The sequence below is a fragment of the uncultured Stenotrophomonas sp. genome, from assembly GCF_963519125.1.
Classification (GTDB): Bacteria; Pseudomonadota; Gammaproteobacteria; order Xanthomonadales; family Xanthomonadaceae; genus Stenotrophomonas.
On the sequence record NZ_CAUQLJ010000026.1, the window covers coordinates 1 to 16,581 of the forward strand.

The 16,581-nt window shown below is 64.8% G+C and carries 16 protein-coding genes; 5 read left to right on the forward strand and 11 right to left on the reverse strand.

The window, feature by feature from the left end; all coding sequences use genetic code 11:
- Positions 1-95 precede the first annotated feature (95 nt).
- The 3 genes from RYM47_RS17130 to RYM47_RS17140 are packed head-to-tail and all read left to right on the forward strand — an operon-like array spanning position 96 to position 6,208.
- A complete protein-coding gene (locus RYM47_RS17130) occupies positions 96-2,900 on the forward strand; it encodes a DUF1156 domain-containing protein (protein ID WP_216666848.1) in 2,805 nt (934 codons plus the stop codon).
- Positions 2,897-3,409 (forward strand): hypothetical protein, encoded by a 513-nt coding sequence (locus RYM47_RS17135; RefSeq protein WP_053506344.1) that lies wholly within the window; start codon positions 2,897-2,899, stop codon positions 3,407-3,409. Before RYM47_RS17130 ends, RYM47_RS17135 begins: the two co-directional genes overlap by 4 nt.
- 9 nt (positions 3,410-3,418) lie before the next feature.
- The gene (locus RYM47_RS17140; protein ID WP_053506343.1) at positions 3,419-6,208 is read left to right on the forward strand and encodes an SNF2-related protein; all 2,790 of its coding nucleotides are present in this window, start codon (positions 3,419-3,421) and stop codon (positions 6,206-6,208) included.
- A 40-nt stretch (positions 6,209-6,248) separates the two neighbouring features.
- Here the strand turns inward: RYM47_RS17140 and RYM47_RS17145 are convergent, their stop codons facing one another.
- The 9 genes from RYM47_RS17145 to RYM47_RS17185 form a co-directional block, all read right to left on the reverse strand.
- Positions 6,249-8,234, reverse strand: coding sequence for a relaxase/mobilization nuclease and DUF3363 domain-containing protein (locus RYM47_RS17145; protein WP_053506342.1), 1,986 nt, complete (start codon positions 8,232-8,234; stop codon positions 6,249-6,251).
- A 460-nt stretch (positions 8,235-8,694) separates the two neighbouring features.
- Positions 8,695-9,294 carry a S26 family signal peptidase gene (locus RYM47_RS17150; protein ID WP_023127558.1) on the reverse strand — a complete coding sequence of 200 codons (600 nt, stop codon included), beginning with the start codon at positions 9,292-9,294 and terminating at the stop codon, positions 8,695-8,697.
- Positions 9,291-9,836: a DUF2840 domain-containing protein gene (locus RYM47_RS17155; protein ID WP_023127559.1), complete on the reverse strand. Its 546-nt coding sequence runs from the start codon at positions 9,834-9,836 to the stop codon at positions 9,291-9,293. The genes RYM47_RS17150 and RYM47_RS17155 overlap by 4 nt, the downstream gene beginning before the upstream one ends.
- Positions 9,833-10,117 carry a hypothetical protein gene (locus RYM47_RS17160; RefSeq protein WP_023127560.1) on the reverse strand — a complete coding sequence of 95 codons (285 nt, stop codon included), beginning with the start codon at positions 10,115-10,117 and terminating at the stop codon, positions 9,833-9,835. The genes RYM47_RS17155 and RYM47_RS17160 overlap by 4 nt, the downstream gene beginning before the upstream one ends.
- Positions 10,114-10,752 carry a ParA family partition ATPase gene (parA, locus tag RYM47_RS17165; RefSeq protein ID WP_315389489.1) on the reverse strand — a complete coding sequence of 213 codons (639 nt, stop codon included), beginning with the start codon at positions 10,750-10,752 and terminating at the stop codon, positions 10,114-10,116. Before parA ends, RYM47_RS17160 begins: the two co-directional genes overlap by 4 nt.
- Before the next feature lie 301 nt (positions 10,753-11,053).
- The gene (locus tag RYM47_RS17170) at positions 11,054-11,911 is read right to left on the reverse strand and encodes a replication initiator protein A (protein WP_315389491.1); all 858 of its coding nucleotides are present in this window, start codon (positions 11,909-11,911) and stop codon (positions 11,054-11,056) included.
- A 26-nt stretch (positions 11,912-11,937) separates the two neighbouring features.
- Entirely contained in the window at positions 11,938-12,219 is a 282-nt protein-coding gene (locus RYM47_RS17175; RefSeq protein ID WP_023127562.1) for a helix-turn-helix domain-containing protein, read from the reverse strand.
- An 83-nt stretch (positions 12,220-12,302) separates the two neighbouring features.
- Positions 12,303-13,076 (reverse strand): DUF2285 domain-containing protein, encoded by a 774-nt coding sequence (locus RYM47_RS17180; protein WP_047289076.1) that lies wholly within the window; start codon positions 13,074-13,076, stop codon positions 12,303-12,305.
- Positions 13,077-13,387: 311 nt separating this feature from the next.
- Complete coding sequence (locus tag RYM47_RS17185; RefSeq protein WP_053506340.1) at positions 13,388-13,735, reverse strand: DUF2958 domain-containing protein; 348 nt, start codon at positions 13,733-13,735, stop codon at positions 13,388-13,390.
- A 215-nt stretch (positions 13,736-13,950) separates the two neighbouring features.
- On the opposite strand from RYM47_RS17185, the gene RYM47_RS17190 reads away from it, so the two are divergent.
- Positions 13,951-14,244, forward strand: a complete 294-nt coding sequence (locus RYM47_RS17190) for a helix-turn-helix transcriptional regulator (protein ID WP_053506350.1) — start codon at positions 13,951-13,953, stop codon at positions 14,242-14,244.
- Between the two features lie 357 nt (positions 14,245-14,601).
- Here RYM47_RS17190 and RYM47_RS17195 read toward each other — a convergent pair whose 3' ends face one another.
- The gene (locus RYM47_RS17195; RefSeq protein WP_023103964.1) at positions 14,602-14,916 is read right to left on the reverse strand and encodes a DUF736 domain-containing protein; all 315 of its coding nucleotides are present in this window, start codon (positions 14,914-14,916) and stop codon (positions 14,602-14,604) included.
- Between the two features lie 804 nt (positions 14,917-15,720).
- Between RYM47_RS17195 and RYM47_RS17200 the strand changes: the two genes are divergently transcribed.
- Positions 15,721-16,239: an N-acetyltransferase gene (locus RYM47_RS17200; protein WP_053506339.1), complete on the forward strand. Its 519-nt coding sequence runs from the start codon at positions 15,721-15,723 to the stop codon at positions 16,237-16,239.
- 129 nt (positions 16,240-16,368) lie between these two features.
- On the opposite strand, the gene RYM47_RS17205 is transcribed toward RYM47_RS17200, so the two are convergent.
- Positions 16,369-16,578: a hypothetical protein gene (locus RYM47_RS17205; RefSeq protein WP_053506338.1), complete on the reverse strand. Its 210-nt coding sequence runs from the start codon at positions 16,576-16,578 to the stop codon at positions 16,369-16,371.
- Between the last annotated feature and the right edge of the window lie 3 nt (positions 16,579-16,581).

Below are 16,581 nucleotides of genomic sequence, written 5' to 3' on the forward strand. Positions count from 1 at the left end.
TTCATGACTCCATCCTCTCAAGAGTTGGAGCCTCCAGGAATCCCGGGGCGGTTCAAAGTGGCGGCACCACTTTGGTGGAGGGATCGCGCCTGGGCATGCAGATGTTCGGCAACGACCTCAACCCGGTCGCGTGGTTCGTGGTCAAGCAAGAGCTGGCCAACGTCGATCTTGAGCAAGTCAAGAAGCTGCTCGCCGACATCGAGGCTGAGGTCAAGCCACAGATCATGCCGTACTACTACTGCGACGGCCCGGAAGGCGAGAAAGGCACATGGACGCACCTGCCGTCGAACAAGGCAATGCCTGCCGATTTCGACCCGCTGACCATTCCGCAGGGCGAGCGCAAGGACTACCGCTACGAAGGCCCGGAGGTCATCTACTCCTTTTGGGCCAAACATGGCCCTTGCCAGGTCACCGGTTGTGGCCACCGCACGCCGATCATGACCAGTCCGGTGATGGCGGTGAAGACCATCAGTGTGAAGCACTGGGAACACACCTGCGGCCAATGCGGCGGTGAATTCCACGTTGAGGAGGAAGCCGCACGGATGGCGCCGGATGCGCCGCTGGTTGTCGCTCCAAGTGAATACCCTTTCTCCGTGCTCGACAAAAGGCGCGGTGTGATCTGCCCGCACTGTGGGCACGCTGAGCTTGCGAATCTGGGCAAGGGGAAGAACAAGAAGGTGGAACTGAGCTTGCTGGTGCATCCGCAATGGCTGGCGGGCGAAGCCAAGCAGGATGCGAATAGCCAGCCCTACGGCGGTTCGGCGCAGGACGACGTGGCGGCGACCACACGGTGGGATGCGGCACGCGCTGCGAATATTCGCCTACTGGAAGTGCGCGGCGCGTTGCCTAATGAAGTGACCGACCCGGAAACGGGCGCCACCTTCGCGCCGTCGAGGGGCACGGTGCCTAAGAAATCGCACTACGCCTGCGCGGCTTGCGGCACGGTGCAGGACGTATTGACCACCATCAAGGCCACTGGCAAGACGGGGCCGATGGCGGCCTATGCAGTACAGGGTTACGCACCGAAGCGCGATGCGGCAGGAAAGCCCTACAGTGGTCGCTTTTTCGCAGCCTACGATAGAACACATGCTCGACAGTACGACGCAGTTTTAGCGGAATGGGAGGAGCGCAAGGACGCTGATTTGAAGGACTATTGGCCGCGATCCGAGCTTCCTTACGGTTTTATGACCCATCACCTGCAAGGAGGTGTGCCGAACCACGGTTTCACCCACTGGTGGACGATGTTCAGCCCACGGCAGCGTTTGGTTCATGCCTTACTGTTAAAGGCTATCGCAACAGCAGGAGACCACGAATGGGGTGTGCGGGAGTTCGTCCTCGGTGCGTTTCACAGATACCTCCAGCATCAGAATATGATGTGTTTTTGGGACATTCAGCAAGACTGTGTTGCCCCAAGCCTGAGCAATCAAAATTTCCACCCAAAGTCTACGGTTGTAGAGAACAGCGTTTTCGCCCATCTCGGGCGAGGTAACTGGAATTCGTCACTCGATTCATTGCTGGACGCACTAAATTGGCTGGCCTCACCGACTGAACTGGTGAGCAACGAGAGACTTAACATCAATTTTCCCAGCATTGGTTCGCAAACATCAGGGAAATCGACAAAACTGGCTCTTGGCGATGTACTTACAGGTGCAGATGTATTGTGCAGATCCTCAACAGATCTCCAGCAGTACGCCGAATCCAGCCTTGATTTAGTCATTACTGACCCTCCTTTCGGAGGACTGCTCCATTACTCGGAGCTGTCTGATTTTTTCTACGTCTGGCTTCGTTTGGTGCTGAAGAGTAAATACCCGGAATATTTCAGCGCCGAATACACGCCAAAATCGCTGGAGGCCGTCGCCAATCGCGCCCGCGAGCCCGAAGATCCGGATGGCTTTTATCAGCGGTTGTTGACTCAGTGCTGGCGTGAGGCACATCGCGCGCTTAAACCCGGTGGCATATTAGCTTTCACCTTCCACCACAGCGAGGATGAGCCCTGGGTGGCGGTGTTGGAGTCGCTGTTCGACGCAGGGTACTACCTCGAAGCAACCTATCCCATCCGCTCCGACGAAACAAAGGGCGATGGTGAGTTCGGTTCCAGAACAATTGAATTCGACATCATCCACGTCTGCCGCAAGCGCACCGAGGAGCCCAAGCCGGTGAGCTGGGGTCGCATGCGCCGCGAGGTGATGGCCGATGTGCGCCAGTTGCAAGCCATGCTGGAGAATCACGCCAAGGAAGGTCTGCCCGCCGCCGACATTCAGGTCATCCGGCGCGGCAAGGCTCTGGAATACTTCTCTCGCCACTACGGCAAGGTCTATGTGGATGAAGGCCGCACCATCTCCGTCCGCGACGCGCTGGTCGGTATCAACCAACTCATCGACGAAGACGCCGACAAGGGCAAGGAACCGCCGCCGGTCAATGCCGAACCGATGTCACGACAGTTCCTGCGCACCTTCGGGGCTGCGACTGAAATGAAGCGCGACCAGTTGCAGAAGTTTCTGCGCGGCACCATCACCACGCCGGATGAATTTGTACAGCGTGGCTGGTGCATCGAAGAGAAGAAGGTGTTTACGCGCACCAATCCGCTCGATTTCGCCCGCGATTGGTCGGGTAAGCACAGGCGCAAGCTCACCTCTGATCTCGATCAGGCGATGGTGCTGATCGGTGCCTGTGTCGATGGCAGCGGCATCAATGCCTCGGACACGTTAACGAACGACAACTTCAAGCCGCACATAGCGCTCAAGCCGCTGCTGGAATGGCTGCAAAAGAACGGCTCGGATCAGACCACCCGCAACGCGGCGTCGCGCGCGGTGGCGATCTTCTCCACCTGGCAAGCCAGCCAGGCGCCCAAGCCGCAGCAGGTTTCGCTGTTCGATGACGATGAGGAGTACACGCAATGAGGCAGGTGCTCGATACGGTATGGCAACGGCGCGGCACCAGCTGGCTGTGGGATGAGGAGGCACGCAACACGGTGTGCGCGGCGGGCGAGGTTTGGAGCCTGCGGCAGTTTTTGCAGGCCGCCGCCCCCGGTGCGCAGGGCTGGCCGGATGATCTGCCCAGCAACGGCGGGCAGACGTTGGTGGTGGCCGGGCTGGAAGGCAGCCTGGACCTGCTGGCACCCGATCAAGGCGAAATCTGGCTGGGCGACACGATCAAACGCGCCATCCTGTCATTTCAGGATGAATACGCAGGCGAAGCCGCCTTGATTTTCTGGCTGCCGCAGGGCCAAGGCCGTTTGCGCGTGCAGGCTTCCACCGACGCAGTGACCTGGCTGTGCGAAGCGCCGCATCGGGGGCAACTACTCGACTTTGGGCGCCTTCTGTGGGGTGAGGCCAACGAGTACCCGCAGGAAATTTTGCTGCGCGAGGGCGCGAAAGCGGCCGGCCTGTTTCACCTGCGGATTACTTGAGGCCAGCGCGTGCAAGCAGACGATTTTCAGGATTCGTTTCAGCCCGGCGAGCGCATCACCCACACTGAATTCGGTCCAGGCGTGGTGCTCGAACCCGCGCACGATGGTTATCTGCGCGCGTTCTTCGGGGTGGTGGGCGAGCGCCGCGTGCCGGCCAGTTCGGTACGCCGTGAGCGCACCCGCACCGAGCGCATTCTGCAATCGGTAGCAGGCGGCTCAGACCGGGCACGCAAGGCCTGGCTGTCTTTCGAGGCGCACGCACTGCCGGTGATGGAAAGCGCCTCGGCACTCACCTCGGCGCGCATTGACCTGCTGCCGCACCAGGTGGTGCTGACGCACCGCATTGCGACTGCATCACCACGGCGTTACCTGATCGCCGACGAGGTGGGCTTGGGCAAAACCATCGAGGCCGCGCTGATTCTGCGTGAACTGGCCAGCCGGGGCGAGTTGACCCGGGCGCTGATGGTGGTGCCCGCAGGCTTGGTGAACAACTGGCACCGCGAATTGAACGAGGTGTTCAACCTCGATTTCGAGGTGTTTGGCTCCGAAGGCGATGTCACCGACCGCAAGACCAATGCCTTCGCCAAACACGACCGGCTGATTGCCAGCATCGACACCTTGAAGCGCCCTGCCCGTATCAAGCGCCTGCTGGATGCGCCACGCTGGGATCTGGTGGTGTTTGACGAAGCGCATCACCTGACTGCCCACCGCACGGGCGGCAAGGTGCGCAAGACGGAAAACTACAAGCTGGCCGAAGCGCTGAAGGATCACGCGCGGGATCTCTTGCTTCTGTCTGCTACGCCGCACCAAGGCAATCACTTCCAGTTCTGGATGCTGGCGCAGCTTTTGAACCCCACGCTGTTTGGCAGTCCCGAGGACATGCTGGAAAATCGCCATCGCCTGAACACGGTGATGTTCCGCCGTACCAAGGCCGATGCCTGCCAGCCCGATGGCTCACCGCTGTTTGCCCGGCGCTGGGTGCATACCGAGTCCTTCCTGATGAATCAGGAGGAGCGGCTGTTTTACGAGAAGCTGCGCGAATACCTGGAAGACGGGTTCGATCTGGCCCGCCGCCAGGGCAACCAGGGGCGCGCACTGGGCTTCTTGATGGCGATCTTCCAGAAGATCGCGGCATCGAGCTTTGCTGCCGTGCGCCGCACGCTCAAGCGCCGCTTGTTGATGCTGACGCTGCACGAGGCATTTCTGCGCGACAAGGAGCTGGACATCGAAGGCCGCGAACGCCTGACCGAGGAAGCACGCGAGCTGATTCACGAGGAATTTGGCTTGCCGCGCGACAGCGTTGGGCGCAGCGAGGTGGATCGCGTGTTGGCGGACCTAAAGTACCGGCTGGTGAAGAAGCTGGATGAAGAGGCGCTGGAAATGGCCTCCGACCCCTATGGCAGCGAGTATTCGGCTACGCACGCCGAGGAGGCAGCGTCTGCTGTGGTGGATTTGCATCTGCCCGAGGAGCGCCTGCGCATTGGTGAATTGCTGCGCATCTTCCCGCAGCAGCGCGAGACCAAGGCACAAAAGCTGCTCGATGGTTTGGGGCATCTGTGGCGGCAGAACGCCAATGAAAAGATCGTGATCTTCGCCACCTACCTCGGCACGGTCGATCTGATTGCCCGCGAAATTGAACAGGCTTATCCCGGCCAGGGCGTGGTGGTGCTGCGTGGCGGCGATCACGGTGCCAAGCTGGCAGCAGAGCGGAAGTTCCGCCTGAAAGACGGGCCACGTGTGCTGGTGTGTACAGCGGCTGGCCGCGAGGGCTTGAATCTGCAATTTGCGCGCATTCTGTTCAATTTCGACCTGCCGTGGAACCCGATGGACATGGAACAGCGCATCGGGCGCATTCACCGCTATGGACAGAACCACACGGCGCAGGTCTACAACCTCGTGCTGTCGGACACCATCGAGGGGCGCATCTTCCTGCTGCTGGACGAGAAGTTGACTGAAATTGCACGCACGGTCGGCAAAGTCGATGACCAGGGCAATGTGGCCGAAGACCTTCGGGCGCAGATTCTGGGACAGCTTTCCGAACGGTTGAACTACGACCGCCTGTACCAGGAGGCGCTGTCTGACCCTGAACTGAAACGCACACAGGTGGAGCTGGAAGCGGCACTGTCCAATTCCCGCGAGGCACGGCAGGTGGTGTTCGACCTGTTTCAAGACCTTGACGGTTTCAGCCTCGATGACTACCAGCCCTTCTCGGATGTGTCCTCCAGCCTGGATCGGCTGGTGCGTTTTCTGTCGGCGGCCGTGGCAGACCGCCAGCAGAAGCTGCTGAAGGTGGACGAAGAAACCTACGACCTTGTGACAGTGGATGGCACGCGCCGTGCACGGTTCACACTGAACCGCGATACCGCCACCAGCAGGGACGATCTGGAACTGATTGGATTGGATCACCCCTTGGTACAGGAAGAGCTGGGCCGCTGGCGCAGCGTGACGCCCGAAGACATCGGCTTTGCGGTGGCTGGGGATGTTGACGAGCCGGTGCTGCTGTCCTTGTGGATGGTGGAGGCATCTGCCGGCAACGGTGAGCGCCGTGTGGTGGTGCAGCCCATCGCAGTCAAGCAGGACGGGACACGGGTGCCGACTATTGAGCGGCAATGCGAACGGTATCTGCAAGCATCGGCGATCTCGCCGAGTTTTACACCGGAGCAGCGGCTGGCGTTGTTTGCCCACACCGTGGAGCCAACGTTGCAACGTGAGTTGAAACACAAGGGCGCGGCCAATGGAGATGGCAGCTATTCGGCCGAGCTGATTGGATACGTTGAGGTACTGAAAACGCCCGATTGAAGCAGAAGGGCCACGCTGAATCCGAGGGCGAGAGAATTTTTCAAATAGTGAGGTTGCGCTGTTTTCCAATCTCCCATGACACGCCGCCGCCACGTACCGTCGCGGCGAGCTGCTGGCCCAGCCGCTGCTCGATCACGGGTTTCCACGGCACGAGGCTGAAGCCCATGCCGTCATTGAGCATCGCATAGCGCCCGCTGGCGAGCATGACAGAGCGCCGATAGATGCCGGCTACGCGCTGGCCATCAGCCACCGGGCGATGCGCCAGGCCGGTTTCGGTAGCAATGTCCTTGGCCGCCTGCGCCAGTTCCCGATTGCGCAGCGTGCCCAGCAGATTGCGCGCCAGGATCACGCGCTGCCCTCGCCGCTCGGCCAACCCCTGCTCGGACAGGAAGTCGGCACGCTGCTGCATCGCCTGCTTGGCCTCGCCACCAAAGCCCAGGTCGCCCAAGCCCGAGCCGCCGCCGATCAACTGCTGGTCGAGCCAGGTGGCGCCGATGACACGGGCCTGCCGCTCGATGGGCAGATGCGATTTCAGCTCCACGGCCACGCCGCCCAGGCGCTGCGCATCGTAGCGGCGACCCTGTTCTGGCAGGTCGCCAGGCACCTTCCATAGCCCCTCGGCCACACGCTCCACGATGCCGGCGCGGCGCAGGGCTTCCAGCCGGCGAACGTGGGCTGCCACGACCTCCTGCGGATCACGGCCCGGTACGGCCTGACCCTGCGCGACGGCCAGGTGATGGTCGGTGCGGTATAGGCCACCGCTTGCCAGCGCGGCGATGTTGCGATCGGCCGCACGCACGTCGGCCGCCCCCTTCACTTCCACCACGGCGCCGGCCGGATAGTTCGCCGGCTCGTCGCGGGCGTTGAGCGCGACGTAATGGGCCTTGCCGTCCACACCGTCGATGACCAGATAGCCCCGGTCGCGCAGCTCGTCGGCCAGCCCTTTCGCGGCTACGCGCCCGAGAATGGTTCGGCCATCGTCTCCCGGCTCGAACACCGCCAGCTCGCGCAGCTCGCCGCGCATGGCCCGTTGCATGGTGCGAATGATGTCACCACGCTCGCCGAGGGCGCGCAAGGTTTTCTCCGCATCGGCATGGACAGCCCAAGTGCCCGGCTGCGTCTCGTCGGCCAGGCCCAGGCACTGCAAGTGTTGCAGGCGGCCGATCAGCAGCAGGCGCTGGCGTTGCAGCCGGGGTTCGTTGAAGTGTTCGATCTGCACTCGGCCACCCTCGCCGACCTCGCGTTGCAGCGTGCGATCCAGGCTCGTCCATCGCTCCTGATTCACCTCGCGTGTCAAGGTCTGCTGGATCTCCAGCTCGGTGCGCGGCCCCAACCATTCGGTCGCCAGTTCGGCGGCCCGATGGCGGAAGCCGTGGGCGATGTAGTCGCCCGCGATGATGAGGTCTTTGCCGGTATCGTCGCGCCCACGCACGATCAGGTGGGTGTGCGGGTTGTCGGTATTCCAGTGATCGACTGCCACCCAATCCAGCCGCGTGCCCAGGTCGGCTTCCATGCGGTTCACCAGATGCCGGGTGTAGGTGCGCAGGTCGTCCAGCTCGGCGCCGTCTTCCGGGGAGACGATGAAGCGGAAATGGTGCCGGTCGTCGGCGGCCCGCTCCTTGAAGGCGTCAAGGTCGGCTTCGTCGGTCTGCGGCCCGTAGGCCCGGCCCGGTTCACCATCGCGGCCCGCGCCGTCGCGCCCGATGTAGCGCAGGTGTTTCGCCAGCGATTGGGGGCTGGCGTTGCGCTGATTGACCAGCAGCGTCTTGATGGTCACGCGCCGCGACATGGGCGTCAGCTTCGCGCCGGCGAAGCGCGCCGCCGTATGGCCGCGCCCCAGGCGCGAGCCGGGCCGCTGGCCGGAGCCCTTGCCACTGCCGCCAGGACGGCGCACTGAAGACTTGCCGCCGCTGGCCTTGCCCGCCTGCTTGAGCACCTTGGAGACGAAGCCCTGGCCCTGGCCCTTGCCTCGGTTCTTTGGGGCGCTCGGACGCACCCGGAAATCGTCGTCGCGGCGGTCGGTCATGGCCGCTCTCCCTGCAAGCTATGGCGTGTCCGGGCGTGCGAAGCACGCGGACATGCCTGCATCGGCGCGGGCCCCGCGCCCCACGCGGCACGGCGGCGAAGCCGATGCGTGCCGCGCCACCCCCACGTGCAGACTGGCTTTCGACGCGGCCCGGTGCCGCGTCCTTTTGTCTTGCCTTCCGCCTTTGCCCCTCGCTGGCGCTCCGGGCAGCGGCGGCCAGGCAGCGCTGTTGCGCGAGCAACCAGCGCGCCGGCGAACACGGCGATGGCCGTAGGCCAGCCGTGTTCGTGGCAAGACGCCTGCACGTTGGACGGCTGCGCCGGAGGCAGCGCGAAGTGCGGTGCCCAATGCGAAGTATTGGCACCCGCACTGCACGCGCGACGACACGGCGACGGCCAGCAGAACGACACGCCCTATGGCACGATGAACTGCACGGCAACGTGCAGCGAGTCGGCGGCCATCATGGGCGGGACTCCAGCCAGACCGGATGCGCGACGCCGATCACGACGGATGCGCTGACCGGCCCGAAATACCTGCTATCGAACGACGCCGGATTGGTCACACTGAGCAGGAACAGTTCGCCGGGTTCGAGGTGACGGCATTGCTGCCAGGATAGCAGCGGCCGGCCCCAGCGGTCGGCGGGCAGCACGGCGGCCGAAGGCACGCCGTCGATGCGGACGATGCGGCCAGTGATGCACACCTCCTGCGGCGCAACGGCGCCCACGCGCTTGAGCAGCGGCACGCTCGCCGGCAGGTAGCCGCGCTGCGCGGCCAGCGCGGCGGCGTCTGGCGGCAGCGCGGTCAGGACGATGCTGCCCACGGACAAGGAACGTGGCTGCGAGCCGGTGCCGTGGCCCAGCGGATCGACGCTATACCAGCCGACCGCCACGCTATCGGACGGGTTGTAGATCAGGCGCGGCAGCGGATGCACGAAGGACGCCCAGGCCAGCGCAGCGAGGCCGCAGGTGGATATGCCCGCCAGCACGAGGCGAGCGCGCAGGCGCGAACGAGGACGTGGCGGAATGCCCGCTGCACCGGCAATGGCGGATGGAAGCGTCATGGCAGTGCCCTCCCTATGAGCCAGGCGGCGTGCCGCTCTGCGGTGTATTCGGGCAGTGGCAGGCGCGCAGCGAGCCGGTTGGCGAGCGTGCGCCAGTACGCGGGCGAGACAGCGACGAGCGCGATGCCCAGCGCCTCGATGGCGTCGATGCGTTCCAGCACGGCACGGACCTGGTTCTCGCCCTCGGCGTGCAGCAGCAGGCGCGCACCCGGCTGCACGCCAGGAATGCGCTGCGCCGCATCGAGCGGCGTGCAAGCCTGCATCATCATGAGCTGCCAGCGCACGGTGCCGTAGTCGTTGGCCTGCCAGCGGACACGGCACAGAACCGCGTTCGGCAGGAATACGGCGCAGCGCCGCCAGCGGTCGAGCCGGATGATGCGCGCCGGCTCGCCGAAGCGCAGATAGAGCTTGAAGCGTGGCTCGATGTAGGCCAGCGCCACGCGCGTCAGCGGTGCGCTGGCAGGCTGGCCAGCAAGCGCGGCCGGTGATGGTAGCGGCGCAGCCGTGACCGCGACAGCGGCAGACGAAGCGAATGCAATCATGGGGTGTTCTCCCTGCGGTGTTCTGGAAACTCGCGCTCCAGCAGACCGCGCAGCAGGTCGGCCACAGTCACGCCTTGCGTAAAGGCAGATACCTTGATGCGCGCCCGCATCGCGGGCGTGATGTCGAGGGTCAGGCGAGCCGTGTAGAGGTCGCCCCTGCTCAGCGCATCGGCATCGCCTTGGCGAATCCAAGCCTCGGCGTGTGGATTCGCGGGCGGACGCGCGCCGATGCCGACGCGCTTGGCCGTGCGTTTGCCGTTCGGTGGCGGCTTCGCGTTCATGGCGTCCACCGCAGCAGTTCGTCCACCAGCGCAGTGATTTCGCGCGCGGCGGCGCTGTCCGGCGCTGTCTCGCGTGCAAGCCGACCAGCGGCCACGCTGTCGGCGAACACGATGCGTTGATGCACTTCCGCGCGCAGCGCAGGAAGCGGCTGGTCAGCGAGCGCCTGGCGTGCTTCACGCCCGATCACGGTGGTACTGACGCGCCGGTTGATGACGAAGGCCGCGCGCAATGCAGGCCGAAACACCTGCGCCTCGCGGATCAGCGCCACCATCTCGGCGCTGGCCCACAGGTCGTAGGGGCTGGGCTGCACGGGGATCAGCACGCGCTCGGCCGCCAGCAGCGCGGAGCGCGCCAGTGCCGCGATGCGTGGCGGGCCGTCGATGATGACGTGATCTGCGCGGCGGGCCAGTTCCGGCGCTTCTTGGTGCAGCGTCTCGCGGGCGAGGCCCACGGCGCTGAACAGCCGGGGCAAACCCTGCTGGCTGCGCCGCTGCGTCCAGTCCAGCGAGGAACCTTGCGGGTCGGCATCCAGCAGGATGACGTGCAGGCCGCGCAGCGCCAACTCGCCCGCGATGTGCGTGGCGAGCGTGGTCTTGCCGACGCCGCCTTTCTGGTTGAGCAAGGCGACGATCATGGCGCGGCCCTCCGATCGGGAAAGCCGGCCTGGTTTTGCCTTGCCGAACGGGGTTGGTTTTGGGGCTGTTCTTGCCTTCGGGACTGCGGCGCTTTTTGCCTTGCGGCAGTTGTCCACCGAAACGGCGCTGCTCTACCAAAAGTTAGAGAATTTAAGTTAGGAATGTTAGAGGGCGCGAAAACCCAATGCTGGCGCGGGTTTGCGGCCGATTGGCACGCCTGATAGCACGATAGTGCCACGCCTGATAGCACGATACCCCGCACGCCTGATAGCACGACACCATTCACAGCTTGTCCCGGAGTTATCCCCGTGCCGTGGGCGGCACGGGCCGGAAGGTCAGCAGCTCCATGCCGCTGTCCGGCATCCGCTCGATGCCCAGGACGTAGCCGGGCAGCGACTGCCGCGCGACCAGCGCGCGCAGGTCGCAAGCGAAGTCGTAGGGCTTGGCGGTGCTGCCGGATTTCTGGTGCAGATAGCGGAAGTCGAACTGCCAGCCGTATTCCTGCCTGCCGCCATGCTTGCGCACCAAGCGATACAGCCAGCGCTCGATGCCGCCTGTCAGCCGGAAATACGCCGGGTCGATGGTCAGCACCAGGGCGGCGTCCAGCACGCCAGCATAGAACCAGTCCGGCAGGATCAGCTCGATGCCCAGCGGCGTGCCGCTGGTGTCGGCCAGCTCCTTCCATTCGTTGATCCACGAGAAGCGGTGCAGGCGCCGCCCCGTCGTCTCGCGGATGGACGTGGCCACCGTGGTCGATTGCAGCCGGTCGAGCGCGGCCTTGAGGCGCTGGTAGTCGCGCAGCGACTTGCCGCGCCCGATGAAGCGCAGGATCTCGTAGGGCGTAGCCTGCATGAGCCGCGACGGCCGCAGGCCGGCGTCCTTCGCCTCCACGATCTGCGAGGCCGCCCAGATCAGCACGTCCGCATCCCAGATCGTGGCGATGCCGTGCTCCTGCGTGCCTTCCACGCGGATCGTCACGTTGCCCGCCCGGAAGTCGATCGGCGCGACGCGCCGCGACTTCGCCAGCGAGAAGAACGGATAGGCCATCAAGTCCTGGCTGTCGCGCGGCGCCATGTCGCCGGGCAAGGCGCGGAACAGGTCGAGCTGTTCGCGTTCCTGCATCGGCTGCTGCCGGTGCGGCAGCGCAGGGCTGGACATGGCAAAGGCCACCTGCGCGCCAGCGTTCAGCGCGCACGGCTGTCCGCCGCATGATGCTCGGCGTATTCGGGATCGGAAGTCGTCTCGAAGCTGCGGTCGGCCGCCCATATGTCGAGGTCGGCCACGGCGTACATGACGCGGCGACCGAACTTGCGAAAGCGCGGGCCACCACCGATCACGCGCTGTTTCTCCAGGGTGCGCGGCGACAGGCGCAGGTACTCGGCAGCTTCGTCGTTGGTCAGGTAGCGTTGAGGCTGCATGGACGCAGCGACAGCAGTGGCGGCAGGCCGCAAGGGAGCGGGACGCATGGTGTAAACCTCCATAGCTTTCAAAGCTCCGGCCACACAGCGCAACCGGATGGAGGCAGTCTCAGAAAACCAAGCTGTTCTGCTCAGGGTCGTTTTGCGCCATCATCAGAACGACCCTTCTCAAGCGGCGAAATTTGTGCTATCCGGCGATAGCCGCCGCGCATCATTGCATCGCCTCGCCGCACCAGACGGCGCACCTTCGAGCGCAGGCCACCGTCGCTGTACCAATCGGCCAAGGCATCCACGCCGAACAAGCCTTCACCGACCTCGCGCAAGGACGCGCCCGCCAGGGTGGCGTCGAGCGCTTGCAGGGTATGCAGTTCCAGCAGCGCGGCCGGTGTTGGCCTGGGCTTGGCATCGGCAATGGCTGCGCCCGGCGCATAGCCGCGCGCAGGCGCGGTAGTGCCGCCGCGATAGGCATGGACCACGGCCATGCCGTCTTGCAGGCCGGGCGCCAGCGCGAAGCGCAGGCAGCGACCAGGACTGCGCGCGATCAGCGCCAGGCCCTTGCCATCATGCAGCAGGTGCTTGTGGCCGGGGATGTGCCAGAACGCGAACGCGGCGGCGTCCAGTGGTGGATCGGCATCCGGGTAGAGCTGCACCACGGCATCGGAGCCGGGCAGCCAGGCCGGATGCGCGTCGCGCGCATCCAGGGCTGGGTCTTCCAGCAAGCGCAAGCCCCAGCGTTGAGCCGCCTGCTGCGCAGCTTGCAGCCGGCGATGATGGCGCAGCCAGTCAAGCCGGTAGTCGGGATTCCTGCGCAGGTATTCCCAAGCCAGCGCGAGCGCATCGAGCCACAGGACAAACAGGTACGCCGCAGTGGGATACCAGTGCGCGAGGTGATGGGGATTGACCATGGCGCCTCCTCCCTGAGAACAGGATTCGCCGTCACGGAAGGGACTACGCGCTACATCGCCATCGTTGGAAAATTTGGAGGTTCAAGATAGGTGGAAGGGGTCAAGACCGAATGGCTCCGATGCGTAGCAGTGTTTGTCTCAATGCGGCGGCGGCAGCACTCCGAACTTGGAGCGCTGCATTGTCCAGCCTGCCGCAACCCGCGCCACGCATCATGACTGTTTCGATCAGACTGGCCGGGGTATGCCGCAAGAATGCCGATTGAGACCTGACCGGCATGACACCAGACTGAAAAAATCACAGTCAGCCTTGTTCAGTCCGGGATAGCCCCGTCGCGCTGGGCCAGCCGGGTGTATTCCGACAGCGTGCGCGTTGGGCAGAAATAGAGGTCACGCATCACGGGCTGCTGGCGCGGCCCGACGATGCCGGCCAGCTCGGATAGCTTGACGGTGCCTTGCGCCGGTATACCGATCCCCAGGTCGATAAGTCCCCAGGCGGTGTCGCCATCGGCGGGATCGAGCGCGGCCAGCAGCCAAGTCACATGCGCGTCCGGCGTGAACAACCGGACCACGGGCACCGGGTCGATGGCCCGGCCAGCGGCGCGGGCCTGGCCGTGGGCCAGCAGGCACACACGGTCGTCCTCGGTGATGAGCGGATTCATGGCGATTCCCGTCGGCTGCACGAATCCGCCAAAGCGTGAAGGCGCAAAACCGTATCGGCGGATTTGGGCATGAACACGATTGTGATTCCGTGGGTCTGCGCCTTTGTCGGAGTCCGTAAATACGGATTTCTGCAGAAGCGTAAAACGGTGGGGTTTTGATGAATGAGTTAAAGATAACGTGGTTTTAATTGTGCGGCGAATCGACGCTTCTGTCCATGCAGAAGCGATCCGTCCAGCCCGGCCGACCGGCTGGCTCCACCACCCATGACGCCGAGTTGGCTCACGCCTTCGGCGCTGCGGTGCGTGCGCTGCGGATAGAGCGCGGTATCGCGCAAGAATCGCTGGCGCACCTGGCTGGCGTCGAACGTTCGCACATGGGCAAGATCGAGCGCGGCGAGCACATGCCAACGCTGGCGATCATCTTCAAGATTGCCGGCGCGCTCGAATGCAGCACGGCGGTGCTGATGAGCGAGGCTGAAAGCCAGCTCGCAGCGGCAGCCCTGCCGTAGGCTGGGCGGGGTCGATCCGGCGCAGGCCGGTTCGGCGGTGTTCAAGGGGCGCCAAGTGCAGCGCGGCGGGGATGGGCCTTGCGCCGATCCCCTGGAGGCAAGCGTAGCGCGCAGCGCCGCAGGCGCGAAGGCGTGAGGGATTGGAGTCGAATGGCCGTGACGGCAAAGACGGCACGGGGCGCAGCCCGCAAAGCCCGGTGGCGCAACGCGCCGAAACGCCATGCTTTGATCGCAGCCGCTGGTGCTGGCTTCCCAACATGAAGATGCGACCCGAAAAAGGCCACTGCCTATCTCGGTCTGGTATGGGACGTAGTGATAGCGCAGCGCCCCGCCGCAATGGACGGGGCGCTGCGGCGGTCACGCCGCCTGGGGCTTGCTGCGCGACCAGATCAGGTCGTGCGTGCCGTCCTCGCCTTCGATCAGGCGGGCATAGACCGGAGCCGGGAACGAAGGATCGTCGAGGGTCACGGACTTGTATTCCCGCCCGGCCTCGCTGGTCTTGTTCCACGCCGCGCCGATGTCGTGGCCGGCGGCCTGGAGGCGGAAGTCGGGGGCGTTCTCGCTGCTGCCCTTGTCGTTGGGAACCAGCTTGACCTTGACGTTGAGGGTCAGGGTGCGGAGCGTGCCGGTGAAGCCGTCTTTGTCTGCGGTGAAGGTGCCGATGTTGGCCATGATGATTTCTCCTTTCGGTGGAACAAGGTTCGCGCCCATCGCGTCCTTGTTGTGATCCGGCCAGCGGGGGACGGGCTGGCTGCACCGCTTGCGGTCGAAACGCAGTGGAGAGCCGGGAGGCGAAAACAATTTGCTGCGCGAGGAAGCCGCGCAGCAGCGGGGAAATTGTTTTCGCCGGACGGTTGCAGCCATGAAGCCCGAGGCGCAGCCGCGCCCCCGCCAGGATTCACAACGAGACAAGGACGCCTTGGGACGAACCGCTCCGAAAGGAGATGGAGCCGACTCGGCATCCCCGCCCGAAGGCTTCTCCGGCTCGCCCACTGACGCGGGCAAGGTCAACCACCCAATGACAGGCGAGAACGCCCCCGCCGCACCTTGCGGTGCCGGTCTTGAGGCGTGGCGTGGAACAAGACCAGCGATGCCGGTTGGGTTGTCCGTGAACCGTCCTTCGTAACGTGATGGGCAGGAACCGCCAGCGTTGAGGACGGCACGCATCTGCACAACCTGCCGCAGCAAGCGCCAGCGTGTTCGCCAGCATCCCGTCCATTGCGGCGGGGCGATCCGGCGCAGCCGGTTCGGTCGCATCGAGGGGCGCCAAGCATTGCGCGGCGGGGATAGCCCGCAGGGCTTTCCCCTGGAGGCAAGCGAAGCGCGCAGCGCCGCAGGCGCGAAGGCGTGAGGGATTGAAGTCGAATGGCCGTGACGACAAAGACGGCACGGGGCGTAGCCCGAAAGCCCGGCGGGGCGAAGCGCCGACACGCCCAGGCCGTTCTATATTTTCAGGAAGGAATCCAAGAGCAGTCCATGACCATCCAGCTACGACACGAAACACCTGACGACATGGCCGCCATCGAGGCCGTCACGGTCGCCGCCTTCGCCGATGCACCGCACACCAGCCACACCGAGCAGTTCATCATGCGCGCCCTGCGCGCCGCCGGCGAACTGACGCTTTCCATCGTGGCCGAGGAACACGGCCAGGTCGTCGGCCATGTGGCCCTGTCGCCCGTGACCATCACCGATCGCAACGGCCACAAGGCCGAAGGCTGGTACGGCTTGGGGCCGATCTTCGTCCTGCCGCAAAGGCAAGGGCACGGCATCGGCTCGCGCCTGATGGAACAGGCGCTGTCTGAACTGCGGGCCATGCAGGCCGCAGGCTGCGTGCTGCTGGGCGATCCCGCGTACTACGCGGGTTTTGGTTTTCAGGCCCATGCGGGCCTGCAACTGCCGGGCGTGCCGCCCGGCTACTTCATGGCGCTGGCCCTACATGGGCCGGTTCCCGAAGGCATCGCGCACTACAGCGATGCTTTCAACGCCGCCGCCTGAGCCAGCGCGAAGGCGGCGGCGTTCTGAATCGGCTGCTGGCCTTGAACACCGGGCGCGGCCACTGCCGCGACCGGATTTGCATTTCACCGCGCCCAGGACGGCACGGCCTGGGCGCGGTGCTGAACGCGGTTATTCCTTCGTCTCGATAAGCCACCACACGGCACGCGGCAAGGCGCGGCCCGTGAGGGGATGAATGTCGGTGAGGTCTGCGCGGGCTGACCAGCCCGAGGGCGGGCGGTAGCCGCGCACGTCGCCTGCGCCGTGCCAGCGGCGGGCGCGTACCGTGCCGGCGGCGTAGATGGCCGCCATGCGCGGGCGACTGGTGGTGGTACGGGTCATGGG

Coding starts and splice junctions, on each gene's coding strand:
- RYM47_RS17180 (WP_047289076.1), bottom strand. CDS start 13,076: ATGGTCAATCCCCATCACCTCGCGCACTGGTATCCCACTGCGGCGTAC.
- parA (WP_315389489.1), bottom strand. CDS start 10,752: ATGATCGTCGCCTTGCTCAACCAGAAAGGCGGCGTCGGCAAGACCACG.
- RYM47_RS17205 (WP_053506338.1), bottom strand. CDS start 16,578: ATGACCCGTACCACCACCAGTCGCCCGCGCATGGCGGCCATCTACGCC.
- RYM47_RS17185 (WP_053506340.1), bottom strand. CDS start 13,735: ATGAATCCGCTCATCACCGAGGACGACCGTGTGTGCCTGCTGGCCCAC.
- RYM47_RS17145 (WP_053506342.1), bottom strand. CDS start 8,234: ATGACCGACCGCCGCGACGACGATTTCCGGGTGCGTCCGAGCGCCCCA.
- RYM47_RS17160 (WP_023127560.1), bottom strand. CDS start 10,117: ATGAACGCGAAGCCGCCACCGAACGGCAAACGCACGGCCAAGCGCGTC.
- RYM47_RS17195 (WP_023103964.1), bottom strand. CDS start 14,916: ATGGCCAACATCGGCACCTTCACCGCAGACAAAGACGGCTTCACCGGC.
- RYM47_RS17170 (WP_315389491.1), bottom strand. CDS start 11,911: ATGTCCAGCCCTGCGCTGCCGCACCGGCAGCAGCCGATGCAGGAACGC.
- RYM47_RS17190 (WP_053506350.1), top strand. CDS start 13,951: ATGCAGAAGCGATCCGTCCAGCCCGGCCGACCGGCTGGCTCCACCACC.
- RYM47_RS17155 (WP_023127559.1), bottom strand. CDS start 9,836: ATGATTGCATTCGCTTCGTCTGCCGCTGTCGCGGTCACGGCTGCGCCG.
- RYM47_RS17200 (WP_053506339.1), top strand. CDS start 15,721: ATGACCATCCAGCTACGACACGAAACACCTGACGACATGGCCGCCATC.
- RYM47_RS17135 (WP_053506344.1), top strand. CDS start 2,897: ATGAGGCAGGTGCTCGATACGGTATGGCAACGGCGCGGCACCAGCTGG.
- RYM47_RS17150 (WP_023127558.1), bottom strand. CDS start 9,294: ATGACGCTTCCATCCGCCATTGCCGGTGCAGCGGGCATTCCGCCACGT.
- RYM47_RS17130 (WP_216666848.1), top strand. CDS start 96: ATGCAGATGTTCGGCAACGACCTCAACCCGGTCGCGTGGTTCGTGGTC.
- RYM47_RS17175 (WP_023127562.1), bottom strand. CDS start 12,219: ATGCGTCCCGCTCCCTTGCGGCCTGCCGCCACTGCTGTCGCTGCGTCC.